Source organism: Stenotrophomonas sp. GL_111 (assembly GCF_057835245.1).
In genome coordinates, this window is record NZ_CM174421.1 from 803,466 (window position 1) to 828,923 (window position 25,458).

At 68.1% G+C, this 25,458-nt stretch carries 28 protein-coding genes; 12 read left to right on the plus strand and 16 right to left on the minus strand.

Annotated elements, in window-relative coordinates; all coding sequences use genetic code 11:
* Positions 1 to 65: 65 nt before the first annotated feature.
* The gene (locus tag AC3IPM_RS03545) at positions 66 to 770 is read right to left on the minus strand and encodes an SGNH/GDSL hydrolase family protein (RefSeq protein WP_489302569.1); all 705 of its coding nucleotides are present in this window, start codon (positions 768 to 770) and stop codon (positions 66 to 68) included.
* A gap of 212 nt (positions 771 to 982) precedes the next feature.
* Here AC3IPM_RS03545 and AC3IPM_RS03550 point away from each other — a divergent pair, with 212 nt between their 5' ends.
* The 8 genes from AC3IPM_RS03550 to AC3IPM_RS03585 all read left to right on the plus strand — a co-directional run bounded on the left by AC3IPM_RS03550 (position 983) and on the right by AC3IPM_RS03585 (position 6,488).
* Positions 983 to 1,363 carry a diacylglycerol kinase gene (locus AC3IPM_RS03550; protein ID WP_489302570.1) on the plus strand — a complete coding sequence of 127 codons (381 nt, stop codon included), beginning with the start codon at positions 983 to 985 and terminating at the stop codon, positions 1,361 to 1,363.
* 42 nt (positions 1,364 to 1,405) lie between these two features.
* Positions 1,406 to 2,155 carry a TerC family protein gene (locus AC3IPM_RS03555; protein ID WP_489302571.1) on the plus strand — a complete coding sequence of 250 codons (750 nt, stop codon included), beginning with the start codon at positions 1,406 to 1,408 and terminating at the stop codon, positions 2,153 to 2,155.
* 93 nt (positions 2,156 to 2,248) lie between these two features.
* On the plus strand, positions 2,249 to 2,884 hold the full coding sequence (locus AC3IPM_RS03560; protein ID WP_489302573.1) for a LemA family protein: 636 nt from the start codon (positions 2,249 to 2,251) through the stop codon (positions 2,882 to 2,884).
* Between the two features lie 10 nt (positions 2,885 to 2,894).
* Complete coding sequence (locus tag AC3IPM_RS03565; RefSeq protein WP_489304006.1) at positions 2,895 to 3,770, plus strand: TPM domain-containing protein; 876 nt, start codon at positions 2,895 to 2,897, stop codon at positions 3,768 to 3,770.
* Positions 3,770 to 4,258 carry a TPM domain-containing protein gene (locus AC3IPM_RS03570; RefSeq protein WP_489302574.1) on the plus strand — a complete coding sequence of 163 codons (489 nt, stop codon included), beginning with the start codon at positions 3,770 to 3,772 and terminating at the stop codon, positions 4,256 to 4,258. The genes AC3IPM_RS03565 and AC3IPM_RS03570 overlap by 1 nt, the downstream gene beginning before the upstream one ends.
* Before the next feature lie 51 nt (positions 4,259 to 4,309).
* Positions 4,310 to 5,200 (plus strand): prolipoprotein diacylglyceryl transferase, encoded by an 891-nt coding sequence (lgt, locus tag AC3IPM_RS03575; protein WP_489302575.1) that lies wholly within the window; start codon positions 4,310 to 4,312, stop codon positions 5,198 to 5,200.
* Positions 5,197 to 5,991 (plus strand): thymidylate synthase, encoded by a 795-nt coding sequence (locus AC3IPM_RS03580; RefSeq protein ID WP_489302576.1) that lies wholly within the window; start codon positions 5,197 to 5,199, stop codon positions 5,989 to 5,991. The genes lgt and AC3IPM_RS03580 overlap by 4 nt, the downstream gene beginning before the upstream one ends.
* 5 nt (positions 5,992 to 5,996) lie before the next feature.
* Entirely contained in the window at positions 5,997 to 6,488 is a 492-nt protein-coding gene (locus AC3IPM_RS03585; RefSeq protein ID WP_489302577.1) for a dihydrofolate reductase, read from the plus strand.
* Between the two features lie 10 nt (positions 6,489 to 6,498).
* Here the strand turns inward: AC3IPM_RS03585 and AC3IPM_RS03590 are convergent, their stop codons facing one another.
* From AC3IPM_RS03590 to AC3IPM_RS03635, 10 genes are all read right to left on the minus strand, one after another.
* Positions 6,499 to 7,137 carry a DUF1287 domain-containing protein gene (locus AC3IPM_RS03590; protein WP_489304007.1) on the minus strand — a complete coding sequence of 213 codons (639 nt, stop codon included), beginning with the start codon at positions 7,135 to 7,137 and terminating at the stop codon, positions 6,499 to 6,501.
* 38 nt (positions 7,138 to 7,175) lie between these two features.
* Complete coding sequence (locus AC3IPM_RS03595; protein WP_489302578.1) at positions 7,176 to 8,195, minus strand: symmetrical bis(5'-nucleosyl)-tetraphosphatase; 1,020 nt, start codon at positions 8,193 to 8,195, stop codon at positions 7,176 to 7,178.
* Between the two features lie 13 nt (positions 8,196 to 8,208).
* Positions 8,209 to 8,592, minus strand: coding sequence for a Co2+/Mg2+ efflux protein ApaG (gene apaG, locus AC3IPM_RS03600; protein WP_489302580.1), 384 nt, complete (start codon positions 8,590 to 8,592; stop codon positions 8,209 to 8,211).
* Between the two features lie 20 nt (positions 8,593 to 8,612).
* Positions 8,613 to 9,431 (minus strand): 16S rRNA (adenine(1518)-N(6)/adenine(1519)-N(6))-dimethyltransferase RsmA, encoded by an 819-nt coding sequence (rsmA, locus tag AC3IPM_RS03605; RefSeq protein ID WP_489302581.1) that lies wholly within the window; start codon positions 9,429 to 9,431, stop codon positions 8,613 to 8,615.
* On the minus strand, positions 9,428 to 10,408 hold the full coding sequence (pdxA, locus tag AC3IPM_RS03610) for a 4-hydroxythreonine-4-phosphate dehydrogenase PdxA (protein ID WP_489302582.1): 981 nt from the start codon (positions 10,406 to 10,408) through the stop codon (positions 9,428 to 9,430). Before pdxA ends, rsmA begins: the two co-directional genes overlap by 4 nt.
* Before the next feature lie 4 nt (positions 10,409 to 10,412).
* A complete protein-coding gene (locus AC3IPM_RS03615; protein WP_489302583.1) occupies positions 10,413 to 11,759 on the minus strand; it encodes a peptidylprolyl isomerase in 1,347 nt (448 codons plus the stop codon).
* Complete coding sequence (lptD, locus tag AC3IPM_RS03620) at positions 11,756 to 14,179, minus strand: LPS-assembly protein LptD (protein WP_489302584.1); 2,424 nt, start codon at positions 14,177 to 14,179, stop codon at positions 11,756 to 11,758. The genes AC3IPM_RS03615 and lptD overlap by 4 nt, the downstream gene beginning before the upstream one ends.
* Before the next feature lie 118 nt (positions 14,180 to 14,297).
* Positions 14,298 to 15,209 (minus strand): histone deacetylase family protein, encoded by a 912-nt coding sequence (locus tag AC3IPM_RS03625; RefSeq protein WP_489302585.1) that lies wholly within the window; start codon positions 15,207 to 15,209, stop codon positions 14,298 to 14,300.
* 34 nt (positions 15,210 to 15,243) lie between these two features.
* Positions 15,244 to 15,798 (minus strand): cob(I)yrinic acid a,c-diamide adenosyltransferase, encoded by a 555-nt coding sequence (locus AC3IPM_RS03630; protein ID WP_489302586.1) that lies wholly within the window; start codon positions 15,796 to 15,798, stop codon positions 15,244 to 15,246.
* Between the two features lie 2 nt (positions 15,799 to 15,800).
* Positions 15,801 to 16,385: a hypothetical protein gene (locus tag AC3IPM_RS03635; protein ID WP_489302587.1), complete on the minus strand. Its 585-nt coding sequence runs from the start codon at positions 16,383 to 16,385 to the stop codon at positions 15,801 to 15,803.
* A 135-nt stretch (positions 16,386 to 16,520) separates the two neighbouring features.
* Between AC3IPM_RS03635 and ubiH the strand changes: the two genes are divergently transcribed.
* Positions 16,521 to 17,726, plus strand: a complete 1,206-nt coding sequence (gene ubiH, locus AC3IPM_RS03640) for a 2-octaprenyl-6-methoxyphenyl hydroxylase (RefSeq protein WP_489302588.1) — start codon at positions 16,521 to 16,523, stop codon at positions 17,724 to 17,726.
* Positions 17,723 to 18,898 carry a UbiH/UbiF family hydroxylase gene (locus AC3IPM_RS03645; protein ID WP_489302589.1) on the plus strand — a complete coding sequence of 392 codons (1,176 nt, stop codon included), beginning with the start codon at positions 17,723 to 17,725 and terminating at the stop codon, positions 18,896 to 18,898. Before ubiH ends, AC3IPM_RS03645 begins: the two co-directional genes overlap by 4 nt.
* A gap of 168 nt (positions 18,899 to 19,066) precedes the next feature.
* On the opposite strand, the gene AC3IPM_RS03650 is transcribed toward AC3IPM_RS03645, so the two are convergent.
* The 4 genes from AC3IPM_RS03650 to AC3IPM_RS03665 all read right to left on the minus strand — a co-directional run bounded on the left by AC3IPM_RS03650 (position 19,067) and on the right by AC3IPM_RS03665 (position 22,977).
* Complete coding sequence (locus AC3IPM_RS03650; RefSeq protein ID WP_489302590.1) at positions 19,067 to 19,456, minus strand: EF-hand domain-containing protein; 390 nt, start codon at positions 19,454 to 19,456, stop codon at positions 19,067 to 19,069.
* Between the two features lie 108 nt (positions 19,457 to 19,564).
* Complete coding sequence (gene rlmM, locus AC3IPM_RS03655) at positions 19,565 to 20,611, minus strand: 23S rRNA (cytidine(2498)-2'-O)-methyltransferase RlmM (protein WP_489302591.1); 1,047 nt, start codon at positions 20,609 to 20,611, stop codon at positions 19,565 to 19,567.
* Between the two features lie 24 nt (positions 20,612 to 20,635).
* The gene (locus tag AC3IPM_RS03660) at positions 20,636 to 21,196 is read right to left on the minus strand and encodes a nucleoside deaminase (RefSeq protein WP_489304008.1); all 561 of its coding nucleotides are present in this window, start codon (positions 21,194 to 21,196) and stop codon (positions 20,636 to 20,638) included.
* 32 nt (positions 21,197 to 21,228) lie between these two features.
* On the minus strand, positions 21,229 to 22,977 hold the full coding sequence (locus tag AC3IPM_RS03665; protein WP_489302592.1) for a glutamine--tRNA ligase/YqeY domain fusion protein: 1,749 nt from the start codon (positions 22,975 to 22,977) through the stop codon (positions 21,229 to 21,231).
* A 248-nt stretch (positions 22,978 to 23,225) separates the two neighbouring features.
* On the opposite strand from AC3IPM_RS03665, the gene AC3IPM_RS03670 reads away from it, so the two are divergent.
* Together AC3IPM_RS03670 and msrA are read left to right on the plus strand one after the other, a co-directional pair.
* On the plus strand, positions 23,226 to 23,492 hold the full coding sequence (locus tag AC3IPM_RS03670; protein WP_489302593.1) for a putative signal transducing protein: 267 nt from the start codon (positions 23,226 to 23,228) through the stop codon (positions 23,490 to 23,492).
* A gap of 30 nt (positions 23,493 to 23,522) precedes the next feature.
* On the plus strand, positions 23,523 to 24,173 hold the full coding sequence (gene msrA / locus AC3IPM_RS03675; RefSeq protein ID WP_489304009.1) for a peptide-methionine (S)-S-oxide reductase MsrA: 651 nt from the start codon (positions 23,523 to 23,525) through the stop codon (positions 24,171 to 24,173).
* A 297-nt stretch (positions 24,174 to 24,470) separates the two neighbouring features.
* Here the strand turns inward: msrA and AC3IPM_RS03680 are convergent, their stop codons facing one another.
* Entirely contained in the window at positions 24,471 to 25,433 is a 963-nt protein-coding gene (locus tag AC3IPM_RS03680; RefSeq protein ID WP_489302594.1) for a transaldolase, read from the minus strand.
* Between the last annotated feature and the right edge of the window lie 25 nt (positions 25,434 to 25,458).

A 25,458-nucleotide genomic window follows, 5' to 3' on the forward strand; every position in this document is an offset into this window, starting at 1 on the left:
ATACCGCGGTAGGTGCCGACAGATACCGCGGTGGGTGCCGACCGTTGGTCGGCACACCCCTCAGCTCAATCGCAGCTGACCTTCGGCACCAAGGCCTGGCGCCAGATCGCATAGCCTTCCGGTTTCATATGCAGCATGTCCTCGCGGAACAACGTCGCGCGCGGCTGCCCATCGCTGCCCAGCATCGGCGTGTAGATGTCGATGTAGCCCGTGTTCGGCAGCTTGGCCAGCGCCGCCTTGACCATCGCGTTGGCCTCGATGATCGCCGGCAGCAGGTTCGCCCGCGAGGGGCTGGGCTTGATCGAGATGTACGCCACCGTCGTCTTCGGCAGGTCGCGGTGCACGCGCTGCACGAAGGCGACCACATCGTCGCGCACCTGCACCGCGCTGCGGCCACTGTTGAGGTCGTTGTCGCCGGCGTAGAAGAACACCTTGCACGGCGCGTACGGCACCACGATGCGGTCGGCGTACCAGGTGCTGTCGCGCACTTCCGAACCGCCGAAGCCGCGGTTGAACACCGGCTGGCCGGGGAAGTCGCTGGCGAGGGTGTCCCACATCCGGATCGAGGAGCTGCCGATGAATTCGATGCCCCCGCGCGGCGGTGGCTGCTGGGCATCGGCCACGGTGAAGCGGGTGATGTCCTGATCCCAGGCGACGTTGGAGACCTGCGCCGGCACCTGGGGGCTGGGCTGCGGTTCTCGGGCCAGCGCGGGCAGGGCGGCGCCGAGCGCCAGGGCGAGCAGCAGGGGGCGGGTGCAGCGGTGCAGCATCGTGGGACTCCTCGGGCGGGCGCCCGCAGGGGCGCCCAGATCGGCGGGGTTCCATCATAGAAGCTGGCGGCAGGACGCGCCGGTCCGGGCGGTCTTCGACAATGGTCCGACGGGCTTGTGGCAAAATGGAGGATTGACTGCCCATTCAGCGATGCCCATGACCGCCTGCCACGTGCTGTTCCTGCCGTCCCTGAGCACCGGAGCGTGCCCCCGTGGCTGACGAATTCGGGCACCTGCCGCGCGGCCCCCGGCGCATCTTCAAGGCGGCGGTGTGGTCCTGGCAGGGCCTGCGCGCGGCCTGGTTGCACGAGTCCTCGTTCCGGCTGGAGGTCTACCTGCTGGTGGTGCTGGCCCCGATCGCGCTGTGGCTGGGCCAGACCCCGGTCGAGCGCGCGCTGATGATCGGCTCGGTGCTGCTGGTGCTGGCGATGGAACTGGCCAACTCGGCGATCGAAGCCGTGATCGAGCGCTACGGCGCGGAATTCCATGAGCTTGCCGGGCGTGCCAAGGACATGGGCTCGGCGGCGGTCTTCGTGCTGATGATGAACGTGCTGGTGTGCTGGGGCCTGGTCCTGGCGCCGCAACTGTTCTGACGCACCGCTTACGTCATTCCCCCCTTGTAAGGATGTATCCCCATGTACCTTGAGTTGTTGTCCGATCCGAACGTCTGGTTGACCCTGTTCACGCTGAGCGCACTGGAAATCGTGCTCGGCATCGACAACCTGGTGTTCATCTCGATCGCGGTGAGCAAGCTGCCCGAAGCGCGCCGTCCGTTCGCGCGCAAGCTCGGCATCGCCGTGGCCTGCATCACCCGGATCGCGCTGCTGGTGTCGCTGGCCTACCTGGCCCACATGGAAGCCAACCTGTTTACCGTGGCCGGTATCGGCATCTCCATCCGCGACCTGGTGCTGATCCTCGGCGGCCTGTTCCTGATCATCAAGGGCGGCATGGAAATCCGCGAGCTGATCACCGGCGGCGAAGACGAAGACCCGAGCACCACCAAGACCTCGGCCGTGTTCGGCATGGTCATCGCGCAGATCGCCATCATCGACATCGTGTTCTCGCTGGACTCGGTGATCACCGCCGTCGGCATCGCCGACCACGTGCCGGTGATGGTCGCCGCGATCCTGCTGTCGGTGGCCGTCATGCTGCTGGCTGCCAACCCGCTGGGCCGCTTCATCGACGCCAACCCGACCGTGAAGATGCTGGCGCTGGCCTTCATCCTGCTGATCGGCGCGGTGCTGATCCTGGACGGTCTGGGCGTGCACGTGCCCAAGCCCTACATCTACGCCGCGATGGGCTTCTCGGTGCTGGTGGAATGGCTGAACCTGCTGATGCGCCGCCGCGCCGTGGCCCACCACGTGCCGGGTGCCGGCAACTGGTAAGGGGCTGGGTGCCGGCCAAGGCCGGTACCTACAAAGGCTTTACCGCAAACGTGGCATGCTCCGGGTCCCGTCCATCGAGATCCGGAGCCGGCCATGCGATCGTTCTCCCGCCTGTTGTGCCTGGCCGTGCTGGCCTCCCTGTTGTCCGGTTGCGGCTACAACGCCATCCAGCAGAAGGATGAGCAGGTCAAGGCCGGTTGGGCCGAAGTGCTCAACCAGTACAAGCGCCGCGCCGACCTGATCCCGAACCTGGTGCAGACCGTGGAAGGCTATGCCAACCAGGAACGCCAGGTGCTCACCGACGTCACCAACGCCCGCGCCCGCGTCGGCCAGGTCAACGTGAACGCCGACGACGCCGACTCGCTCAAGCAGTTCCAGCAGGCCCAGGGCGAACTCAGCGGTGCGCTGTCGCGGCTGCTGGTGGTGACCGAGAACTACCCGAACCTGAAGTCCGACCAGGGCTTCCGCGATCTGCAGGCGCAGCTGGAAGGCACCGAGAACCGCATCACCGTGGCGCGTGGCCGCTACATCCAGACGGTGCAGGACTACAACACCTTCCTGCGCCAGTTCCCGCAGGTGATCACCGCCAAGCTGTTCGGCTATGCGATCAAGCCGAACTTCACCGTGGAAAACGAAGCGCAGATCGCGCAGCCGCCGGCCGTGAAGTTCGGTTCACAGGCCCCGGCCCCGGCCCCCGCGCCGCAGCCGCAGCAGGCCCCGGCGCACTGAACCGGTGAACATCCGCCTGCTGCTGCGCGGTCTGCTGCTCCTGGCGTTGTGCCTGGCCCTGCCGGCCTGGGCACAGGGCCAGGCGGCCATTCCGCCGTTGTCCTCGCCGGTGGTGGATACCACCGGCACCCTGGATGCCGCGCAGACCCAGGCGTTGCAGGCGCAGGCACTGGCCCTGCAGCAGCGCAAGGGCAGCCAGCTGCAGATCCTGATGGTGCCCAGCACCCAGCCCGAGACGATCGAGCAGTACACCCAGCGCGTGTTCGAGCAGTGGCAGATCGGCCGCAAGGGCGTGGACGACGGCGTGCTGCTGGTAGTGGCCAAGGACGACCGCCGGGTCCGCATCGAACCGGGCTACGGGCTGGAAGGGGCGATCCCCGATGCGATCGCCAACCGGGTGATCCAGGAGTACCTGGCCCCGCGCTTCCGCGACAACGACTACGCCGGGGGGCTGGTCGAAGCCAGCGCAGCGCTGGTCAAGCTGATCGACGGTGAGCAGCTGCCGGCCCCGGTCAGCACCCACCGTGCCACCCGCAATCCGGACAGCGATGGCTGGACGGTGGCGCTGGTGATCGGCTTCTTCGTCGGCAGTTTCCTGCGCGCCATTCTCGGCTGGCTGCCGCGCCCGGTGCGCGCGCTGCTCGGTGGCGGTGGCGCGGCGGTGGCCGCGTTCCTGTTCACTTCGCTGTGGATCGCCAGTGGCCTGGCCGGGCTGATCGGCCTGGTCGTGGGGCTGTCCTCGGGCCGGGTCGGTGCCTTCGCGCGCAACAGCGGGTGGGGCGGTGGCGGCGGTTGGGGCAGCGGCGGGGGCTTCGGTGGCGGTGGTGGTGGCTGGGGAGGCGGCGGTGGACGTTCGGGAGGCGGTGGCGCCTCGGGAGGTTGGTGATGCGTTGGTGGCGGCACCTGTTCGCGCCCTCGATACGGCGCGCCTTCCCCCCGGCCCGGCTGCAGGCGATCACCGAGGCCATCACGGCCGGTGAGCGTCGCCATGGCGGCCAGGTGATGTTCGCGGTCGAAGCCGATCTGCCGCTGCTGGCGCTGTGGCAGCGGGTCAGCCCGCGCCAGCGCGCCGAACACGCCTTCGCCCAACTGCGCACCTGGGACACCGAACACAACAACGGCGTGCTGGTCTACCTGCTGCTGGCCGACCACGCCATCGAGCTGGTGGCCGACCGCGGTCTGCGCGGCAAGATCGGCGAGGCGCAATGGGCCGATATCTGCGCACATATGCAGCAGCAGCTGTGCCAGGGCGATCGGCATGCAGCGGTGCTGCTGGCCATCGAGGAGGTGTCCACGCTGCTGGCCGGGCACTATCCGCCCGTGCCGGGGTCCAAGGATGACGGTCTGCCCAACACGCCCCAACTGCTTGGTTGAGGTGGCGGCGGACTGGCCCGAGAATAGCCGCTTACCTGCAAGGCATCGCCCATGATCTATTTCCACGACATCGACCCCATCGCCCTCTCGCTCGGGCCGATCAAGGTGCACTGGTACGGCATCATGTACCTGCTCGGCTTCACCGCCGCCTGGTGGCTGGGGCGCAAGCGGATCGCGGCGGGGCGCCTGCCCGGGGTGGATGCCAATGAGTTCTCGGACCTGCTGTTCTACGCCATGCTCGGCGTGGTGGTCGGCGGCCGCGTGGGCTACATGCTGTTCTACGCACTGTCGGATTTCCTGCACAACCCGCTGCTCCTGTTCAAGGTCTGGGATGGCGGCATGAGCTTCCACGGTGGCCTGCTGGGCGTGTTGTTCGCCTCGTGGTACTGGTCGCGCAAGCACCGCCTGCACCTGTTTGACACCATCGATTTCATGGTCCCGCTGGTCCCGCTGGGGCTGGGCTTTGGCCGCATCGGCAACTTCATCGGCGCCGAGTTGTGGGGCAAGTACACCGATGGCACGTGGGGCGTGGTGTTCCCCAGCGGCCTGCCGGCGCCGTTGAACGGGCTGGACCTGGCTACCTTGAAGACCCAGTTCGCCAGCGGTGCGCTCAACCCGTACGCGCGCCATCCCTCGCAGCTGTATGAAGCGCTGCTGGAAGGCCTGGTGATGTTCGTGGTGCTGTGGGTGGTCTCGGCCAAGCCACGCCACCGCTATGTCATCGCCGGCCTATTCGCGCTGATGTACGGCGCGTTCCGCTTCGCGGTGGAGTTCGTGCGCATGCCCGACAACGGCGTCTACATCGCCTTCGACTGGCTCACCCGGGGCCAGATCCTGAGCCTGCCGCTGGTGGCCTTCGGCCTGGTGCTGCTGGTGCTCTCGCGCCGCGCCCCCACGCTGCAGCCGGTGCTGCCGGTGGCCGCCGCCGGGGCCAAGGCATGAAGCCCTACCTGGACCTGCTGTCGCACGTACTGGAACACGGCGCGGAGAAGTCCGATCGCACCGGCACCGGCACGCGCAGCGTGTTCGGTTGGCAGATGCGCTTCAACCTCAACGACGGCTTCCCGCTGGTCACCACCAAGAAACTGCACCTGCGCTCGATCATCCACGAGCTGCTGTGGTTCCTGAAGGGCGACACCAACATCGGCTACCTGAAAGACAACCAGGTGCGGATCTGGGACGAATGGGCCGATGCCAACGGCGACCTCGGCCCGATCTACGGCAAGCAGTGGCGCAGCTGGGCCACTGCCGATGGCGGCGCGATCGACCAGATGCAGTGGCTGGTGGAGGAGATCAAGCGCAACCCGGATTCACGCCGCCTGGTGGTCAGTGCCTGGAACGTCGGCGAGCTGTCGCAGATGGCGTTGATGCCCTGCCACAACCTGTTCCAGTTCTACGTGGTCGACGGCAAGCTCAGCTGCCAGCTGTACCAGCGCAGTGGCGACATCTTCCTCGGTGTGCCGTTCAACATCGCCAGCTACGCGCTGCTCACCCACATGGTGGCGCAGGCCACCGGGCTGGGCGTGGGCGATTTCGTGCACACCCTGGGCGATGCGCACCTGTACGCCAATCACTTCGAGCAGGCCCGCGAGCAGCTCGCCCGCGAACCGCGCGCGTTGCCCACGCTGTGGTTGAACCCGGAAGTGACCGACCTGTTCGGTTTCCAGTTCGAGGACATCCGCATCGACGGCTACGACCCGCATCCGGCCATCAAGGCGCCGGTGGCGGTGTGAGGCCGATGAAGCTCTCCATGATCGTGGCGCTGGACCGCAACCGCGGCATCGGCCAGGACAACGACCTGCCGTGGCGCTTGCCCGACGACCTCAAGCACTTCAAGGCACTCACCTTGGGCAAGCCGGTGCTGATGGGGCGCAAGACCGCGCTCTCGCTCGGGCGTGCGTTGCCCGGGCGGACCAACCTGGTGCTCACCCGCAGCGGCCAGGTGCCGTTCGAGGGCATGCAGGCGGTGGCGTCCTTCGAGGACGCGCTGGCCATTGCCAGCAGTGAACAGGCCGCGGAACTGTGCGTGATCGGCGGCGGCGAGATCTTCCGCCAGCTGCTCGAGCACGCCACCGACCTGCACCTGACCTGGGTGGATGCCACGGTCGCGGCCGATACGCATTTTCCCGACGTGGATCCCGCACAGTGGATCGAGGTGGCGCGCACGCACCACCCGGCCGATGAGCGGCACGCGTTCGCCTTCGATTTCGTGGATTACCAGCGCCGCTGAAGCGAGAAGTTCAGCGCGGCGTCGCGGCGGCCAGCAGTGCCGCCGGCGGCGCTCGATAGTGGCCGATGATGCGGTGCTGGAACAGCAGGTCTTCTTCCTGCGTTCCGCGTGCGATGTTGTGCAGGATCAGCGGCGTGCCATCGGTGCGCCGACGGTCGGAGACGATGCCGACGTGCAGCAGGCCATGACCGTTGAGCTTCCAGGCCACGATGTCGCCGGCGGCGTAGTCGGCCGGTTGCAGGGACAGCGGCTGCTGCCAGCCTTGTCGGTCGAACCAGCGCATCAGGTTGGGCACGCGGCGATGATCGATGTTGCGGTCCGGGCGCGCCAGGCCCCACAGCGCGGGATAGTCGTTGAAGTGGCTGCGCATGTCTTCGTGGATACGCGCCTGCAGGTCGATTCCCTGGTGGCGCAGCGCACGCACGATCACATCGGTGCACACGCCACGGTCGGCGGGCACGTCGCCGCCCGGGTAGGCCAGCACGACGTAGGCCGGGTCGTAGCGGAGGGTCTGGCCGACCTGCGCGCGGGCGGCCGTTACCAGCGGCGGTGAGAGGGCAGGCGCTGCGCTGCTGGCCGCCGTGCCGGAGGGCGCGACGGCAGCGGTCTGGTCGGGTGCGGTGCTGCGCTGACAGGCATTGGCTGTCATTAGCACCAGGCCCAGCAGCAGGAGCCGGGCGCGGTACTTCACGCGGTGGTGGGGGTGCTGCCGCCGTTGTCGCCGGCCGGTTCGCGCGCGCGTTGCGGCTGCGGTGCGCGCGGGCCGCGATCGCCACGCTGGCGCGGTGGACGGCCTTGGCCATTGCCGCCATTCCCGCCGTTCCCACCATTGCCGCCTTCGTTGCCGGCGCGCCGCGCCGGCGGGCGTGGTGTGGACACCGGCTTGGGTACGTCGCGGCCGGGTACCTGGACCACACGCAGTTCGTCGGTATCCAGCTGCAGCGCGGTGAGCTTGCCGCCCCAGACCGCACCGGTATCGATGGCATGCACGCCCTGGGTGATGGTCAGGCCCAGCGCCGACCAATGGCCGCAGACGATCTTCAGATCACGCTCGACCCGGCCCGGTACTTCGAACCACGGGTACAGGCCTTGTTCCTGGGTGCCCGGGGTGCCTTTGTCTTCGATCCCGATCCGACCGCGCGGCGTGCAATAGCGCATGCGGGTGAACAGGTTGATGATCGCGCGCGCGCGGTCATACCCGGCCAGGCCCGGCGACCAGCCGGGCTTGTCGCCGTACATGTTGCGGAACAGTTTGCGGTAGCCGCTGCCGTGCAGCTGCACCTCCACTTCGCGGGCATGCTTCTCGGCCAGCTGGGTGGTCCACTTCGGGGCCAGCCCGGCATGGATCATCATCCAGCCCAGCTCGCGGTCCACATGCGCCAGCTTCTGCATGCGCAGCCATTCCAGCAGGACGTCGCGGTCTTCGGCCTGCACGATGCGCAGCAGGTCCGGGTTGACCTTGCGCTGCTCTTCCTCGGTGCGTGCACCCACGGCGAGCAGCGACAGATCATGGTTGCCCAGCACCACCACGCTGCTGTCGCGCAGCGAGTGGACCAGGCGCAGGGTTTCCAGCGACTGACCGCCGCGGTTGACCAGATCGCCACAGAACCACAGGGTGTCCACCGCCGGGTCGAAGCGGATCTTCTCCAGCAAACGCTGGGTAACGTCGTAGCAGCCCTGCAGGTCGCCGATGGCCCAGACACTCATGCGCGCGCCTCCATCAGTGCAGTGTGCGCGGAACGGTCAACACGAACGGCGCGATCGCGGCGGCGAACTCGGTGCCATCGTCGGCCACCATGTCGTAGTGCCCCTGCATCGTGCCGTGTTCGGTTTCCAGCATGACACCGGAGGTGTAACGGAAGTCTTCACCCGGGCGCAGCCGCGGCTGCTCGCCGATCACGCCGTCGCCATCCACATGCTCGACCCGGCCGTTGGCATCGGTGATGCGCCAATGCCGGGCGATCAGGCGCGCAGCAACGCGGCCCTGATTGTGGATGCGGATGGTATAGGCGAACGCGTAGCGCCCGTCCTCCGGCGTGGACTGGTCGTCAAGGAAGCGCGGGGCGACCTCGACCGAGATCGCATACTGTGCAGCGTCGTTCATGCGGGCAGTTTAGCGTGTGCTTACGCGGTGGGCGCGTGTGGAACGTTGGCCAGTGCGATGAACTGCGCGACTTCCAGCTGCTCGGCGCGTGCATCGCTGCGCACGCCGGCCGCTTCGAACTGCTCGGGCGTGCACACGCCATTCAACGCATTGCGCAGGGTCTTGCGACGTTGCCCGAAGGCGGCCCGGACCACGTCGGCGAAGCGCTTGCGGTCAAGAATGCCAACCGTGGCCGGATCGCGCGGGACCAGGCGGACCACGGCCGAATCGACCTTCGGCGGCGGCCGGAACGCACCCGGCGGCACCACGAACAGCGAGGTGACCTTGCAGAATGCCTGCAGCATCACGCTGAGCCGGCCAAAGACCTTGCTGCCGGGATCAGCGGCCATGCGGTCGACCACTTCTTTCTGCAACATGAAGTGCATGTCGGTGATCACCGCCGCGTGGTCCAGTGCATGGAACAGGATGGGCGAGGAGATGTTGTAGGGCAGGTTGCCGACCAGACGGATCTGGCCGCCGGCGGCCAGCTCGGTGAAGTCCACCTGCAGCACGTCGCGGTGGATGATGGTCATCTCGCCCAGCGGTTCGGCGGCGGCGGCCAGCGGGCCGACCAGATCACGGTCGAACTCGATCACGGTCAGCTTGGGGTGGCGGCGCAGCAACGGCAGGGTGATGGCGCCCTGGCCCGGGCCGATCTCGACCAGGCGGTCGCCGTCCTTGGGGTTCACGGCCAGCACGATCCGGTCGATATAGCTGCGGTCGGCCAGGAAGTGCTGGCCGAGCTGCTTTTTGGCCGGTCCGGTGAACCCGGCGGCAGAAGAGGAATACGGGGAAGTCATGACACCAGTGTACGTTGGCGCGCCAGCCGGGCACACAGGCCGGTGGCAGCGAGGAGGCTGGAGGGGTCGGCGATGCCGCGGCCGGCCAGGTCCAGCGCGGTGCCGTGGTCGACGGCCACGCGCGGGTAGGGCAGGCCCAGGGTGATGTTGACCGCCTGTTCGAAGCCGCTGTACTTGAGCACCGGCAGGCCCTGGTCGTGGTACATCGCCAGCACCGCATCGAAGCCGGCCAGTTTGGCCGGCAGGAAAGCGGTATCGGCGGGCAGCGGCCCGACCAGATCCATGCCCTGCGCGCGCAGGCGCGCCAGCAGGGGAATGATCAGGTCGAGTTCTTCGCGGCCCAGGTGGCCGTCTTCGCCGGCATGCGGGTTCAGCCCGAGCACGGCGATACGCGGGGCGGCGATGCCGAACTCGCGCCGCAGCGCGGTGTGCACGGTGTGCAGGGTATGGGCCAGGCCGTCGGCGGTGATCGCATCGGCGACCGCGCGCAGCGGCAGGTGGGTGGTGGCCAGCGCGACGCGGACGATGGCGTTGGCCAGCATCATCACCACCTCGACGCCGGCTTGGTCGGCCAGCAGTTCGGTGGTGCCGCTGTAGGCGATACCGCCCTGGTTGATCACCGCCTTGTGCACCGGGCCGGTGACCACCCCGCCCAGTTCGCCGGACAGGCAGGCCTGGCCGGCCTGCAGCAGGGCACCGATGACCGCGCCGGCATTGGCCGGATCGGTGTGGCCGAAGCGGGAGGGGACGGCGTTGCGCACCGCGCGCAACGGCAGATCACCCGGCTGGCGGGCGATGGCATCTTCAGGCAGGAGCTGCAGCGGCAGCGACAGCGCTGCGGCAGCAGCACGCAGCGTGTCCGGGTCAGCGAATGCCAGCAGCCGGCAATCAGTGCGCGGCTGCTGGATGAGACGGAGGCAGAGTTCCGGGCCGATCCCGGCCGGCTCGCCCGGTACCAGCGCGAGCTGCGGGATCATCGGCTCAGGACTGCGGCGGCGGCGTGGCGGCGCCTTCGGCGCGGTCGCCGCTGCGCAGGTTCACGTAGGCTTCGCCACGCAGTTCCTGCAGGAAGCGGTTGTACTCTTCTTCCAGCTTGCGACGGCCGATGGTCTCGCGGACCTGGGCCCGCTGGTTGTCGGTGGTGGCATCGGTCTGGCGGGTGGCCACGCGCTGCACGATGTGCCAGCCGGCATCGGTGCGGAACGGCGAGCTGACGCCGCCATCGCTGACGCTTTCCACCTGCTTGCCGAACTCCGGACCGAACGCATCGGCCGGGAACCAGCCCAGATCACCGCCCTGGCCCTTGCTGTTGTTGTCCTCGGAGGACTCCTTGGCAACGGTCTGGAAGTCGGCACCCCCGGCAATACGTGCCCGCAGGGTATCGATCTTGGCCTTGGCGGCAGCAGCATCCTGCTGGTCGGTGATGCGGACCAGGATGTGGCGGCCGTGGTATTCGGTGATCGACTGGCCACCGGCGGCGGCACTGGCGTCGCGCACTTCGACCAGCTTCAGCAGCTGGAAGCCACTCGGGCCACGCAGCGGACCGACCACGTCGCCGGACTTCATCTGGGTCATCATCTGCGCGAACGCATTGGGGATTTCATCCAGCGAACGCCAGCCCAGGTCGCCGCCTTCCAGCGCGTTGGGGCTGTCGGAATAGCGCACGGCGGCCGCGTTGAAGTCCAGTTCGCCCTTGTCCAGCAGCGCCTTGACGCCATCGGCCTTCTTCTGGCCGGTGCTGATCTGCTCGGCGGTGGCGCCTTCGGGCAGGCCGATCAGGATGTGCGCCAGGTGGTACTGGGTACCGGCGGTGGCCTGCTGCTTCAGCGCGGCATCCACTTCGCCTTCGCTGACGGTGATGCGGCTCTGCGCGAAGCTCTGGCGCAGGCGCTGCACGGTGATTTCGTCACGCACCGAGGCACGGAAGTCGTTGAAGTCGATGCCGTCATGGGCCAGACGCTGGCGCAGGGCGTCCAGGTTGGAGCCGTTCTGCTGGGCAATCGCGTTCAGGGCCTGGTTCAGTTCCTGGTCGCCGATCTTGATGCCGCTGCTTTCCGCACGCGCCACCTGCAGCTTGACCAGCACCAGGCGCTCGAGCACCTGGCGGCTGAGCACGTCGTCCGGCGGCAGCTGGTTCTCGCGGCCGGCGTACTGTGCCTTGATGTTCTGGATCGCACGGTCCAGTTCGCTCTGCAGCACGACATCCTCATCAACGATCGCCGCGATGCGGTCCAGCGACTGGCTCTGCTGGGCCAGCACCTGCAACGGTGTGGCGACGGTGGATACCGCCAGCAGTGAAGCGAGTAGAACGGGAAGGGTCTTGGTCATGGGATCAGGTTCGGATCGTAGTCATCGCGGTCCGCGCCGGTGTTGCTGGGCGGGACGAGATAGAGGTCGTCTCGGTAGTACCCGAGAATAGCACGGCGCAAGGTGCGGTCCGTGTTCTGGCCGATGGAGCTCAAGCCCTTGAGCACGAACTCGATCTGGAAGGAATTGTTCAGCTCACCCTCGCGGTTGCGGACGTAGCGGCGGGCCAGTGCGCGGACGGCCAGGCAGCAGCTGTCCCACTGCACGCCACCGATGATTTCCAGCGGGGCCCGGTCTTCGATGGAGTAGTAGTAGCGGCCCACCACGCTCCAGCGCGAATTGATCGGGTACAGGAAAGACAGGTCGGCCTGCTTGAGCAGGTTGGTGCCATCCGGGTTCAGGCGGTGGCGGTAGGTCAGGTTGACCACACCATCGTTGGACATCAGGTAGCGCGCGCGCACGCTGGCCAGGTCCTCGCGCTTGTACTTGGGATCCCACTGGTAGGTGGCGCCCAGGTTCCAGCGGTCGTTGATGGCGTAATTGGCATCGGCGATCCAGGCCGACTTCCCTTGTTCCACCGGCGTGGTGTTGCCGGGCAGGCTGACCCGCGAATCGTCGAAGTACAGGATCTGGCCGATGCTGCCGGAGAACCGTTCCTTGCCGGTGGTCTGGTCGATGAAGCGGGTGCTCAGCGCCATGGTCAGCTGGTTGGCATCGTTCTGGCGGTCCGCGCCGGTATAGCGCGAATCGCGGAACAGCTGGCCCCAGCTGAAGGTGAAGTCGCGGGTATCGAAGACCGGCAGGTCACTCTGGTCGCGGTAGGGCGTGCGCAGATAGAACAGGCGTGGTTCCAGCGTATGCAGGAACGACTTGCCGCCGAGGGTGGTCTCGCGGTCGAAGAACATGCCGGCATCGAGGGTGGCGATCGGCAGGCTGCGGCTGGGCGATGAATTGCCGCGCAGCTGTTCGGGGGTCGGATTGGTGATACCGGCCGCGGCGAGGTTGGCCGCACGGATCTGGTCGGCCAGGCCCTGGTCCAGGTCATAGCCGGTATAGCGCCAGGCCACGGTCGGGGTGACATACCAGGCCGGGCCACTGAACGGCATCGACACGTACGGCTTGATGTCGATGCGCGAGCCGTTGTAACGCTTGAACACCCGTCCGTCGCGCGCGTACTCGCGGTCCGCGCCAAATTTGACGTTGACATCTTCGTGGGTGAAACGCACCGCCTCGGCATAGACGCCGGCTTCCAGCCACGGCAGCAGCGGCTTGTCCCAGTTGAAGAACAGGCGTGGCTGGCGGGCGTAGGGCAGCGAGTCTTCGGTGAGGGTGTAGTCGGTGAGCTGCCAGTAATCGGCCATCAACCCACCGGTCCAGTTTTCGCCGGTACCGTAGATGCCCGCCTGGCTCTGCAGGTTGGAGGCGGTCACCCCGAGCAGCTTGCTGGAGAAGTCCTCGGTGTAACGCTCATCGCTGACCCAGGCCAGGTTCGCACGCGCCTGCCAGTGGGAGTTGATGTTGTGGTACCCGGTGAAATCGACCTGGCCGCGATCGCGATCGCGCAGCTTGTCGTTGGGCAGGTAGGCGGTGGTCAGCTCGCCGCGGCCGCCTTCATACAGGTAGCGGAACTCGTTGGTCAGCATCAGGCCGCGCTTGCTCATGTAGCGCGGGGTCAGCGTGTCGTCGTAGTTCGGCGCCAGGTTGAAGTAGATCGGCTGGGCGTAGTCGAAGCCATTGCGCCCGGACAACCCCAGCTCGGGATAGAGCAGGCCGGTCTGGCGACGGTCATCGATCGGGAACTTGAAGTACGGCGCCCACAGCACCGGCACCTTGCCGATCCGCAGCACGGCGTTGCGCGCGGTGCCGAAGCCTTCGTCGTTGTCCACTTCAATCTGCGGCGCCGTCAGCGTCCAGACCGGCTGCGACGGGTCGCAGGTGGTGTAGGTGGAGCGGTGCATCTGGCCGACCGCACCCTGCAGGTCGACAGACTCGGCCTTGCCGTTGCCGCGCCGGGACACCAGCTGGTACTGGATGTCGCTGATCTTGTGGGTGTCGCTTTCCTGGTTGCCTTCGGCACGCTTGGCCAGCATCCGGATCGAGGAGTCCTGGTAGCGGACGTTGCCCTCGGCGATGTAGTTGCCGCTTTCGGTATCGAAGCTCAGGTGGTCGGTGCCCAGGAACTGGTCGCCGCGCTTGAGCGCCACGTTGCCCTCGTACTGCGGCACCGTGGTGGTACCGAACAGCTGGTTGCCCTCGATATCCGTGGGCTGCTGGTCGCGGGTAGCGGCAGCGCTTTTGTCGACTTTGGGGGCATCGCTGAAGGCAGGCAACACATCGGTGGCCGGGCACAGGCCCCAGTTCACCGGTTTGTCGTCGGCCATGGCCGGCAGGCAGATGGCGATGCTCAGGGGGAGAGGCAACAGGCGGAGGGCTCGGCGCACGCGGTAGTCGGATTCGGGCGAAAACGGATCGTAGCTTGCCCCATCCCTTGCATAGGGGCAATGAAGGCCTGCTCGGCGCTGGGGTTCAGGTTCATGCGTGGGCCCGGTCTGCGCCGGCTCAGCGCAGGGCGCCGACGTGGGCCACGCTGCACTCGGCCAGCGCCTGCAGGTCGTATCCGCCCTCCAGCATCGACACCACCCGGCCGCCGCCGTGGCGCCTGGCCAGGGCCCGCAGCTCGCTGGTGATCCAGGCGAAGTCCTCGGTTTCCAGCATCAGGTCGGCCTGCGGATCGCGCATATGCGCATCGAAGCCGGCCGAGATCAGCAGCAGCTGGGGCCGGAAGTCGTCGATGGCCGGCAGCATCTCGTCGGCCCAGGTGTTGCGGAAGCGGAAGCCGCCACTGCCCGGCGGCAGCAGGATGTTGAGCAGGTTGCCGGCCCCGCGGTCGCGGCGCAGCCCGGAGTTCGGGAACAGCCCGGCCTGGTGGGTGCTGTAGTAGGACACGCCGGGGTCGGCGATGAAGATGTCCTGGGTGCCGTTGCCGTGGTGCACGTCGAAATCCACGATGGCGATCCGTTCCAGGCCATAGCGGTCGCGCGCATAGGCGGCGGCCACCGCGATGTTGTTGAACAGGCAGAAGCCCATCGCGGCGGTGGCGGTGGCGTGGTGGCCGGGCGGGCGCACCGCGCAGAAGGCGACCGGGTCGGTGCCCAGCATCACCGCATCCACCGCGGCCACACCGGCGCCGGCCGCGTGCAGGGCCGCGGTTGCCGAGCCGGGCGAAGTCAGGGTGTCCATGTCGATCAGCCGCAGCGGTTCGGTCTGCGGGGTGAGCACCAGGTCGATCAGCGCGCTGTCGTGGACCCGCGCCAGCTCACCGAGCTTGGCCGGCGGGGCTTCACGCCAGTCCAGCTGGTCCGGGTAGGCGGCCTGCAGGGCATCGAGCACCACCTGCAGGCGTTGCGGGCATTCGGGGTGGCTGCGGCCGGGATCGTGTTGCAGACAAGCGGGGTGGGTGAAGACCAGCATGCGGGCAGGGGTTCCGGTGGGGCGGCAGCGCCGCTCAGGCGTGGCGGCGCGCGTGGTGCCAGAGCACCTCGCCCTGACCATCGGCCCGGGCCAGCACGCGCGCCAGCACGAACAGCAGGTCCGACAGCCGGTTGAGATAGCCGATCGCCTCGGCACGGACCGGCTCCAGCCGGGCCAGGCTGACCGTCTCGCGTTCGGCGCGGCGCACGATGGTACGGGCCAGGTGGCAGCGTGCCGCAGCTTCGCCGCCGGCCGGCAGGATGAACTCCTTCAGCACCGGCAGGTCGGCGTTGTAGTGGTCCAGCTGCTGCTCCAGCGCAGTGATGTCGGCGGCCTGGATGGCCGCGTGGCCGGGGATGCACAGCTCGCCGCCCAGGTCGAACAGCTGGTGCTGCACGGTGGTCAGCAGCGCGCGCACGTCATCGGGCAACGGCACCGCCAGCAGGACGCCGAGCGCCGAGTTGGCCTCATCCACGGTGCCATAGGCATGCACGCGCGCGGCATCCTTGCCGACCCGGGTGCCATCGCCCAGGCCGGTGCTGCCGTCATCGCCGGTGCGGGTATAGATGCGCGAAAGCCGGTTGCCCATCGTCAGTGCAGCACGTCACGGCGGGCCTGCAGCAGCTTGCCGACCTGTTCGGTGGCCAGCTGCAGCGCGGCGGCCAGCCCGACGTAGATCGCTGCGGTGCGCAGGTAGGGCAGGAACCAGTCCGCATAGTTCTTGGCCCAGCCGGCAACGCTGGGCTCGGCGACCATGCTGCTGGACCAGTAGAAGCCGCCCTGCGCAAACAGGTGGCATACCGCCACGGCGGTGATCAACAGCAGCGCGCCGCTGGCCAGCGCGGCCCAGTTGGCACTGCGGTAGCGCTGGCGCAGCAGCATGCCGCCGGCCCACAGGGCGAAGTAGGCGGGCAGCAGCATCCAGGTGCCCGGCGAGACACAGTAGTGCTGCCAGTAGCTCTGGCCACTGGCGCGGATCACCAGTACGTCGATCACCAGCGCCAGCCCCATCAGCAGCGGGAAGGCCCAGCGGGTCCAGCTGCGCAGGTAGAAGCCGCCCAGGAAGAACACCGCCCAGGAGGCATCCGGGATCGCCGCGAAATGGTTCAGGCGGGTCGCGGCCATCAGCAGCACGAGCACGGACAGGATGAAGGCGCGTTGGGCGGAGGTGGTCATGGCGGCGACAGAGGTGGATTCAGCTTCCATTCTAGGGCCGCGCCCGGGCAGCGCAATGTGCCGCCCGGTGCGACCGGACCGGATGCGGCCGCGCGACGCACGCCGGGCCGGGGGTGAGCGATTATCATGGGCACCATGAGTGAACGACATGATGTGGTGATCGTCGGCGGCGGACTGGTCGGTGCCAGCCTGGCCATCGCCCTGGACCGCGCCGGGCGCGACGTCGGCCTGGTCGAGGCCTCGCCGGCCGGGGCACTGCCGCCGGTGTTCGACCAGCGCAACCTCAGTTTTGCCGCCGCCACCGTCAATGCGCTGACCGCGTTGGGGGTGATGCCGCTGCTGGGCTCGGCGGTGGGCCCGATCACCCGCATCCATGTCAGCCGCGCCGGGGACTTCGGCCGTGTGCAGATGGAGGCCGCCCAGTACCAGCGCCCGTGGTTCGGCCAGGTGGTGGTGGCGCGCGATTTCGGCCAGGCACTGGAAACCCGGCTGGCCACCCTGCCGCACCTGACCCGCTACCGGCCGGCGCGCTTCGTGCGCCTGGGCGGCACGGTCGACGGCTACCGCGAGGTGTTCATCAGCGGCGATAGCGGCGAACGCTGCCTGCGGGCGCGGCTGGTGGTGGGTGCCGATGGCACCCGCAGCGGGGTGCGTGAAGCGCTCGGCATCGCGGTGGACGAGCACGACTTCCAGCAGACCCTGTTCGTGTCGCGGGTGCGCAGTGCACGCGCACCGGACGGCACCGCCTACGAGCGCTTCACCGATACCGGCCCGACCGCGCTGCTGCCGCGTGGCGACCGCCACTACGGCGCGGTGCACGGCGTGGCCCGTGACCAGGCCGATGCGGTGCTGGCACTGGACGACGCCGCATGGCTGCAGCGCCTGCAGGAGGCGATCGGCTGGCGTGCCGGGCGCCTGCTCGAGAGCGGCCCTCGCAGTGCCTACCCGCTGATCCAGGTGCTGGCGCAGGCCCTGACCGGCGAACGCGCGGTGCTGCTCGGCAATGCCGCCCAGACCATCCATCCACTGGGCGCGCAGGGCTTCAACCTGGGCCTGCGCGATGCGCTGACCCTGGCCGAACTGATCACCGATACAGAAGATGTCGGCAGCGATGCGCTGTTGCGCGCCTATGTGGCTCGGCGCGAGGAAGACCGCACGCAGACCATCGCCTTCTCGGGTGGCTTGGCGCGGCTGACCAGCAATCCGGCGCCGCTGATGCGGCCGCTGCGCAGCCTCGGCCTGCTGGCCGCGCAGGCCACGCCGATGCAGTCGATGCTGGTCGGTGGCGCGATGGGCTTCCGCGGTGACGTGCCGGCCCTGTGCCGCGGGGGCGGCGCATGAGCCGGCGCCCGCGCGATGTGATCGTGGTCGGTGGTGGCGTGGTCGGCGCGGCCTGCGCGCTGGCCTTGGCCGATGCCGGGTTGGAAGTAACTCTGGTGGAAGGCCGCGAGCCTGCCCCGTGGCAGCCACAGCAAGCGGACCTGCGCGTGTATGCCTTCGCCCCGGACAACGCGCAGCTGCTTGCCGCACTCGGCGTATGGCCGGCGGTGACCGCGGCGCGTGCCTGTGCGTACCGGCGCATGCGGGTCTGGGACGCGGCCGGTGGCGAGGAACTGCGTTTCGATGCCGACACCCTGGGGCGCGAACAGCTCGGCTGGATTGTCGAGAACGACCTGCTGGTGGACCGCCTGTGGGCCGCGTTGCCTGCAGCCGGGGTGCAGCTGTGTTGCCCGGCGCGGGTGGAGGCGTTGGAACAGGACGCCGATGGCGTGCGCCTGCGGCTGGACGACGGGCGCCGGCTGGAGGCCGCGCTGGGGATCGCCGCCGACGGTGCCGAATCCACCCTGCGCCGGCTGGCGGGCCTGGAGGTCACGCGCCAGGACTACGGCCAGCGCGGTGTCGTCGCCTACGTGGACAGCGAAAAGGACAATGAAGCCACGGCCTGGCAGCGCTTCCTGGTGACCGGGCCATTGGCGGTGCTGCCGATCGGTGCGCGCCGCAGTTCGATCGTCTGGACGCTACCCGATGCCGAGGCCGAACGCGTGCTGGCGCTGGACGAGGCGGCGTTCGGGCGTGAGTTGACCCATGCCTTCGCCGGGCGCCTGGGCGCGATGACGCTGGCATCCACGCGTGCGGCATTCCCATTGCGTCGGCAGCTGGCCACCGGCTATGTGGCCGGTCGGGTGCTGGCGCTGGGCGATGCCGCGCATGTGGTGCATCCGTTGGCCGGGCAGGGCGTCAACCTGGGGCTGCGCGATGTGGCGGCCTTGCGCGCGCTGGTGCTGGCCGCACAGCAGCGCCGCCAGGACTGGATGTCACCGCACCGGCTGCAGCGCTGGGCGCGCGAGCGGCGCAGCGAGAATACCGTGGCCGCCTACAGTTTCGATGCGATCAACACGGTGTTTTCCAACGACGAGATGCACCTCACGCTGGCGCGCGGCCGCGTGCTGGGCTGCGCGGGCAAGCTGCCGCCGTTGGTGTCGATGTTGTGGAAGCGCGCCGCCGGGGCGTGAGCGGCGCTGGGGTATGCACGGTAACGCCGCGCGGCGCGCGGTTGCCACGCATGGCGTGGCACTACCGGGATCGTGCGACGGGGTCCATCAATCGGGATCGTGCGACGGATGCCCGGACCGGGTCTGGCGATATCCGGGTAGTGCCACGCCATGCGTGGCTGCGCGGAATCAATCGGCAAGCCACCCGGCCAGATCGACGCGATCCAGCTTGCCGCGCCGCTTCACATCCAGCGCAGTGAATTCATCGGCCAACGCCGGGTTGGCCTGCGCTTCGGCGCGGCTGATGTAACCATCGCCGTCGACATCCAGCGAAGCGAACACGAACCGGTACTGGCCGACCACGCTCACCGGTTGCACCGAGCGTACCGTCACCTGCGCTTCGCCGGCCGGAGCGGAGAGGGTCACCTGCCGGGTGACGCGCCCTTCCGACAACGGCTGGGTACGCACGCTGGCGGGAACCTCGCGCAGCGGTTCGCTGATCGCCGGCGGCGGCGTGTGGACCTGGGCCGTGGCGAGGGTGGGCAGCAGTGCCAGCAACAGGATCGAACAGCGGCTCATGCGGGTCTCCGTGCATGGGGACAACGGTAGCGCCGACCGCGCGTCGGCTGGCGGCGCACCGCGCGGTGATGATCGAGGTACGTGCCAAGCGATGCCCGGCACCTGCCCTCACTTCATCGGCGAGGCCAGCACCGTGATTTCCTCGCGATCGTGGTACAGCTGTTTGGCGCGCACCACCAGCGGCTTGCCGGCCTGTTCCTGGAACAGGTCCAGGCACATCCGGGTCTCGTCCCAGCGCTTCTTCATCGGCAGTTTCAGGTTGAAGATCGCATGCTTGCACCAGCCCTCGCGGAACCAGGTGGCCATGCGCTCGGCAACCCGGCGCGGCTGTTCGACCATGTCGCAGACCATCCAGTCCAGCGGCGCATCGGGCTGCCAGCGGAAGCCATCGGCACGCAGGTGTTCAACCAGCCCGCCTTCCAGCACGTGCTCGCGCAACGGACCGTTGTCCACGCTGATCACCCGCACGTGCTGGCGGGTCAACACCCAGGTCCAGCCACCCGGTGCGGCGCCCAGATCGGCCGCGCGCATGCCCGGCTTGACCAGCAGTTCGCGCTCTTCCGGGGTCATCAGGGTCAGCAGCGCCTCGTCCAGCTTCAGGGCCGAACGCGACGGCGCTTCCGGCAGCAGCTTGAGGCGCGGAATGCCCAGCGCCCACGGCGCGCTGTCACGGGTATCGGCCACGCACACGAACGCGTGGCGGCCATCGACGAATACGATGTGCAGGCGCGGCAGCCCGGTGTTGGGCTTGTCGGTGAGCAGCCCGGCCTTGCGCAGCGCCGGGCGCAGCGCATTGCCGAAGGCGCGGGCGAGCCCGGCCAGCGGCTTGCCTTCATCCGAATCGGGGTGCTCCACCCACATGTCGCCGAAGCGTAGCTGGCCGGCCAGCGCGGCGATGATCGGGGTGATGCGGTCGCTCGGGTCCAGCTGCGGCAGCTCGGCCAGTACCACCAGTTTCTGCCGGGCGAAGATCAGCGAGCGCCACGGCAATGCCTTGGACAGCGCGGCCCCTTCCTCGGTGGCGAACAGCACGTAGCCATCGTTGCGTTGGGTGCGCGCATAGCCGGCGACACCGGCATAGGCGGCGCGCTCGGACAGTTCACCGGCCAGTTCCGGCTCGAAGCCCTGGCGGCACAGACACAGCAGGCCGCTCATCGCATCGCGCCCGAGGCGCGGCGGTCAGTAATGCGCACCGTTGGCCTCCCCGTACTGGCGCAGCACCGCGCGTGCGGCGTCGCGCTCGATGTCGCGCACGACCTCAATGCCACGCTTGTTGAGTTCCCCGACCCAGTCGGCCGGCAACGGGCCTTCATCGAACGGGGTGAGTTCTTCCACATCCTGCGCGCTCGCCCCGATCAGCAGGCGGTCGATGCCCGCCCACACGGTGGCGCCGTAGCACTGGCAGCACGGCTGCGAGGAAGTGGCCAGGGTGATCGGCGTCAGCACGTCGTTCAGACGCGGCGTCTGCAGGCGCTGCTGGGCCAGCATGTAGGCCATGTTCTCGGCATGCGCCAGCGAGGTGCTGTGCGGCACCACGCGGTTCACGCCCGCGGCGATGACGCGATGGTCCGGGCCGAACACCACTGCGCCGAACGGGCCGCCGCTGGCATGCTCGACATTCAGCCGCGACAGTTCAATGGCCAGGGTGACCTTGTCGGCATCGCCGGGATAGGCGCGGCCGAGGTCGATCTGGTCGTGGATCCAGGCGGGCAGGGTGAGGTGGACTTGCGCGTACAGCATCGGGGCGGGGGTCTCTTTCAAAGGGGGACGGCTTACGCCGACCAGGTGTCGCGCAGGGTCACGCTGCGGTTGAACACCGGCGTGGTGGCGGTGTGGTCGCGGCGGTCGGCGACGAAGTAACCGGTGCGCTCGAACTGGAACGACTGCTCCGGCGCGGCGGTGGCCGCGGCCGGCTCGACGTAGCCGGTGACGGTACGGCGTGAATCCGGGTTGAGGTAATCGCGGTAGGTCTTGCCCTCGGACTCGTCGTCCGGGTTGGCCACCGAGAACAGGCGGTCATACAGGCGCACTTCGGCCGGCACCGCATGCACCGCGCTGACCCAGTGGATGGTGCCCTTGACCTTGCGGTTGGCGCCTTCCATGCCCGGACGCGATTCCGGGTCCAGCCAGCCGCGCAGCTCGGTGATGGTGCCGTCGGCATCCTTGATCACCTCATCGCAGCGGATGATGCCGGCGCCGCGCAGGCGCACTTCACCACCCGGAACCAGGCGCTTCCAGCCCTTCGGCGGCACTTCGGCGAAATCCTCGCGCTCGATCCACAGTTCGCGGGCGAACGGCACCTCGCGGGTACCGAAGGTTTCGTCCTTGGGATGGTTGGAGAAGGTCAGGGTCTCGGCGTGGCCGTCGGCCAGGTTGGTCAGCACCAGCTTGACCGGATCGATCACCGCCATGCGGCGCGCGGTGGCACTGTCCAGGTCTTCGCGCAGCGCGCCTTCGAGCACGCTGAAATCGATCAGCGAGTTCTGCTTGCTGATGCCCACGCGCTCGGCGAACAGGCGCATCGCCGCCGGGGTATAACCACGGCGACGCAGGCCCTGCAGGGTCGGCATGCGCGGGTCTTCCCAGCCGTCGACCAGGTTTTCGGTGACCAGCGCCATCAGCTTGCGCTTGCTCATCACCGTGTAATTGATGTTCAGACGCGAGAATTCGATCTGGCGCGGCTTGGCTGCTTCACGCGGGAGGCCACGTGCGACCAGCGGCTGGGTCAGCGCGTCGTCATGGGCGAAATCGACGTTGTCCACGCACCAGTCATACAGCGGGCGGTGGTCTTCGAATTCCAGCGTGCACAGCGAATGGGTGATGCCTTCGATGGAATCGCCCAGCGCATGCGCGAAGTCGTACATCGGGTAGATCGGCCAGGCATTGCCGGTGTTCTGGTGTTCGACGTGCTTGATGCGGTACAGCGCCGGATCGCGCAGGTTGATGTTGCCGCTGGCCATGTCGATCTTGGCGCGCACGGTGCGCGCACCGTCCGGGAACTCGCCGGCGCGCATGCGACGGAACAGGTCCAGGTTTTCCTCGACGCTGCGCTCGCGCCACGGCGAGGGACGGCCCGGCTCGGTCAGGGTGCCGCGGTAGGCGCGCACTTCCTCGGCCGACAGGTCGCAGACGTAGGCCTTGCCATCGCGGATCAGCTTCTCGGCGGCCAGGTAGTACGCATCGAAGTAATCGGAGGCGTGGCGCAGTTCGTTCCACTCAAAGCCCAGCCAACGCACATCGTCCTGGATGGCGGCGACGTACTCGGGGTCTTCCTTGGCCGGGTTGGTGTCATCGAAACGCAGGTTGCAGGCGCCGCCGAACTCGCCGGCCACGCCGAAGTTAAGGCAGATCGACTTGGCATGGCCGATGTGCAGGTAGCCGTTGGGCTCGGGCGGGAAGCGCGTCTTGATCGCGGCATGCTTGCCGCTGGCCAGGTCCTCGCGGACGATCTGACGGATGAAATCCCGCTTTTCGTGGGTTTCCGGAAGGGCGTCGGTGGGGGCGGCAGTAGGCTCGGACATGATGCGCGGGTCGCAATGAAAAGGCAGAAAGACCAACAGTTTAGCCTGTCGCAAGGCGACAGGCTAAACGGGTAGGTGCCGACCGTTGGTCGGCACGCCTTTCGCCGGCCGGCTCCTTCAGATAGATGTCGGTAGTGCCGGCCGCTGGCCGGCTCTCGATGCTGCCGGCCTTGCGTGGCGCCGGCCAGCGGCCGGCACTACCCGGTGGGCGGGCGTATCCTGAAGCCATTGCCCGCCGGAGCCCGCCCATGCACGTGATCTACAAGGCCGACAACCTGTTTGACGCCCATCTGGTCAAGCACGCGCTGGAAGCGGCCGACATCCCCGCCTTCGTCTTCGGCGAGTCGCTGCTGGGCGGCATGGGTGAGCTGCCCTTGTTCGGTGTGCTGCGGGTCTGCGTCCCGGACCTGGCCCGGCCACAGGCCGAGGACATCGTGGCCCAGCTCGACTTGGGCCATGGCGGGGACGACCCCATATTGGACGGTGACGAAAGCGCCGGCCTGTCGCCGGCCTAGGAGAACGCCATGTTGGGCATTGCCAAGGGTCTGTTGGGGATCGGGGCGTTCAAACAGCGCCTGCCACGCCCGGAAGAGGCGCTGCCGGGCCGTGAGCAGCCGTTGCCGCTGCACGACCAGCACTACGTCAACAGCCACCCGCTCACCGGCAGCCCCGACGGTTTGCCGCGTATCCGTTTCGCGATGGGCTGCTTCTGGGGCGCCGAGCGCAAATTCTGGACCCTGCCGGGCGTCTACACCACCTCGGTCGGCTACGCCGGCGGCTCCACCCCCAATCCCACCTATGAAGAAGTCTGCTCCGGCCTGACCGGGCACACGGAGATCGTCGACGTCGTCTACGACCCGACCATCATCCCGTTGGAGCAGCTGCTGCAGGTGTTCTGGGAAAGCCACGACCCCACCCAGGGCATGCGCCAGGGCAACGACACCGGCACCCAGTACCGCTCGGCCATCCACGCCACCAGCCAGGCCCAGCACGACGCCGCCGTGGCCAGCCGCGACGCCTACCAGCAGCGCCTCACCGATGCCGGCTATGGTGCCATCACCACCGATATCGAATTCCCCGCGCCCACCTACTTCTACGCCGAGGACTACCACCAGCAGTACCTGGCCAAGAACCCGAACGGCTACTGCGGTATCGGCGGCACCGGCGTGAGCTGCCCGATCGGGGTAGGTGCCTGAGCCCGGATAGCCGAGCATGGCTCGGCTCTACCGATCCGGATGTCGACGAAGCCTGCCCCGCTTGTTCCCGATGCGACGACGCTGCGTCGTTGGGACGGGGGTGTGTGCGGGTACGCGACCGTAGGCAACATGGATGTTGCCTACGAGCCCCCATGGATGGGTTCACGGCGTGTCGCGTACCCGCGCACACCCCCGTCCCAGGCTCGAGGCAGTGACGCGTTGCTGTTGACGTTGACGTAGCGCGCAAAACAAAAGGCCCCGCAGTGCGGGGCCTTTTGTCGTTCGGCGCAGGGGCGCTTACAGCCGCTCGCGGATCGTCTGGCGCAGCGCTTCCAGGTCCTTCGCGAACGCATCGATCCCCGTGGCCAGCTTCTCAGTGGCCATCGCATCGGCGGCCAGATCGGCTGCGAAGCGCGCCGCATCGATCGGCGTCACCGCCACGTCTTCCGCTGCGCCCGCCACCAGCTTGCGCGGCAGCACGCCGTGGTCGGCGTCCAGCTTCTCCAGCAGGTCCGGCGAAATCGTCAGACGGTCGCACCCGGCCAGCGCCTCGATCTGCGCCGTCGAACGGAACGACGCCCCCATCACCACCGTCGCCGAACCGCGACGCTTGAACTCCGCATACACCCCGCGCACGAACACCACGCCCGGATCGGCATCGATGTCCGCCGGTGCCTGCCCGTTGGCCACATACCAGTCCAGGATGCGCCCCACGAACGGCGAAATCAGGAAGGCGCCCGCCTCGCTGCAGGCCAGTGCCTGGGTCGGATTGAAGATCAACGTCAGATTGCAGTCGATCCCCTCCGCCTGCAGCACACGGGCTGCCTCCACGCCTGCCCAGGTTGCCGCGATCTTGATCAGCACCTTGCTGCGCGGCACACCGGCCGCCTCGTACATCGCAATGAACTGGCGCGCCTTGGCCACCGTCGCCGCCGTATCGTGGGCCTGGTCGGCGTCCACCTCCGTCGACACCCGGCCCGGCACCAGCGTGCTCAGCAGCGTGCCCACGCCCACCGTCAGGCGATCGGCCACCGCGTGCACAATGACCTCGCGCTCACCGGCCTGCTCGCGGCCCCAGGCCAGCGCGCGTTCGATCAGCTCGGCATACACCGGCAGATCCAGCGCTTTCTTCACCAGGGTCGGATTGGTCGTGCAGTCGACCGGCTTCAAGCGCTTGATCGCCTCGTAGTCGCCGGTATCGGCCACCACGACGGACAGATCACGCAGCTGGGAGAGTTTGGACGGCGAAACGGTACTCATTGCAACTCCTGGTACGGAACGTGGG

What these genes read in the sequence shown, in the direction of transcription:
- AC3IPM_RS03545 (WP_489302569.1), bottom strand. Translation starts at nt 770, where the DNA reads ATGCTGCACCGCTGCACCCGCCCCCTGCTGCTCGCCCTGGCGCTCGGC.
- AC3IPM_RS03555 (WP_489302571.1), top strand. Translation starts at nt 1,406, where the DNA reads ATGTACCTTGAGTTGTTGTCCGATCCGAACGTCTGGTTGACCCTGTTC.
- AC3IPM_RS03560 (WP_489302573.1), top strand. Translation starts at nt 2,249, where the DNA reads ATGCGATCGTTCTCCCGCCTGTTGTGCCTGGCCGTGCTGGCCTCCCTG.
- AC3IPM_RS03570 (WP_489302574.1), top strand. Translation starts at nt 3,770, where the DNA reads ATGCGTTGGTGGCGGCACCTGTTCGCGCCCTCGATACGGCGCGCCTTC.
- lgt (WP_489302575.1), top strand. Translation starts at nt 4,310, where the DNA reads ATGATCTATTTCCACGACATCGACCCCATCGCCCTCTCGCTCGGGCCG.
- AC3IPM_RS03580 (WP_489302576.1), top strand. Translation starts at nt 5,197, where the DNA reads ATGAAGCCCTACCTGGACCTGCTGTCGCACGTACTGGAACACGGCGCG.
- AC3IPM_RS03585 (WP_489302577.1), top strand. Translation starts at nt 5,997, where the DNA reads ATGAAGCTCTCCATGATCGTGGCGCTGGACCGCAACCGCGGCATCGGC.
- AC3IPM_RS03590 (WP_489304007.1), bottom strand. Translation starts at nt 7,137, where the DNA reads ATGACAGCCAATGCCTGTCAGCGCAGCACCGCACCCGACCAGACCGCT.
- AC3IPM_RS03595 (WP_489302578.1), bottom strand. Translation starts at nt 8,195, where the DNA reads ATGAGTGTCTGGGCCATCGGCGACCTGCAGGGCTGCTACGACGTTACC.
- apaG (WP_489302580.1), bottom strand. Translation starts at nt 8,592, where the DNA reads ATGAACGACGCTGCACAGTATGCGATCTCGGTCGAGGTCGCCCCGCGC.
- rsmA (WP_489302581.1), bottom strand. Translation starts at nt 9,431, where the DNA reads ATGACTTCCCCGTATTCCTCTTCTGCCGCCGGGTTCACCGGACCGGCC.
- pdxA (WP_489302582.1), bottom strand. Translation starts at nt 10,408, where the DNA reads ATGATCCCGCAGCTCGCGCTGGTACCGGGCGAGCCGGCCGGGATCGGC.
- AC3IPM_RS03615 (WP_489302583.1), bottom strand. Translation starts at nt 11,759, where the DNA reads ATGACCAAGACCCTTCCCGTTCTACTCGCTTCACTGCTGGCGGTATCC.
- AC3IPM_RS03625 (WP_489302585.1), bottom strand. Translation starts at nt 15,209, where the DNA reads ATGCTGGTCTTCACCCACCCCGCTTGTCTGCAACACGATCCCGGCCGC.
- AC3IPM_RS03630 (WP_489302586.1), bottom strand. Translation starts at nt 15,798, where the DNA reads ATGGGCAACCGGCTTTCGCGCATCTATACCCGCACCGGCGATGACGGC.
- AC3IPM_RS03635 (WP_489302587.1), bottom strand. Translation starts at nt 16,385, where the DNA reads ATGACCACCTCCGCCCAACGCGCCTTCATCCTGTCCGTGCTCGTGCTG.
- ubiH (WP_489302588.1), top strand. Translation starts at nt 16,521, where the DNA reads ATGAGTGAACGACATGATGTGGTGATCGTCGGCGGCGGACTGGTCGGT.
- AC3IPM_RS03645 (WP_489302589.1), top strand. Translation starts at nt 17,723, where the DNA reads ATGAGCCGGCGCCCGCGCGATGTGATCGTGGTCGGTGGTGGCGTGGTC.
- AC3IPM_RS03650 (WP_489302590.1), bottom strand. Translation starts at nt 19,456, where the DNA reads ATGAGCCGCTGTTCGATCCTGTTGCTGGCACTGCTGCCCACCCTCGCC.
- rlmM (WP_489302591.1), bottom strand. Translation starts at nt 20,611, where the DNA reads ATGAGCGGCCTGCTGTGTCTGTGCCGCCAGGGCTTCGAGCCGGAACTG.
- AC3IPM_RS03660 (WP_489304008.1), bottom strand. Translation starts at nt 21,196, where the DNA reads ATGCTGTACGCGCAAGTCCACCTCACCCTGCCCGCCTGGATCCACGAC.
- AC3IPM_RS03665 (WP_489302592.1), bottom strand. Translation starts at nt 22,977, where the DNA reads ATGTCCGAGCCTACTGCCGCCCCCACCGACGCCCTTCCGGAAACCCAC.
- AC3IPM_RS03670 (WP_489302593.1), top strand. Translation starts at nt 23,226, where the DNA reads ATGCACGTGATCTACAAGGCCGACAACCTGTTTGACGCCCATCTGGTC.
- AC3IPM_RS03680 (WP_489302594.1), bottom strand. Translation starts at nt 25,433, where the DNA reads ATGAGTACCGTTTCGCCGTCCAAACTCTCCCAGCTGCGTGATCTGTCC.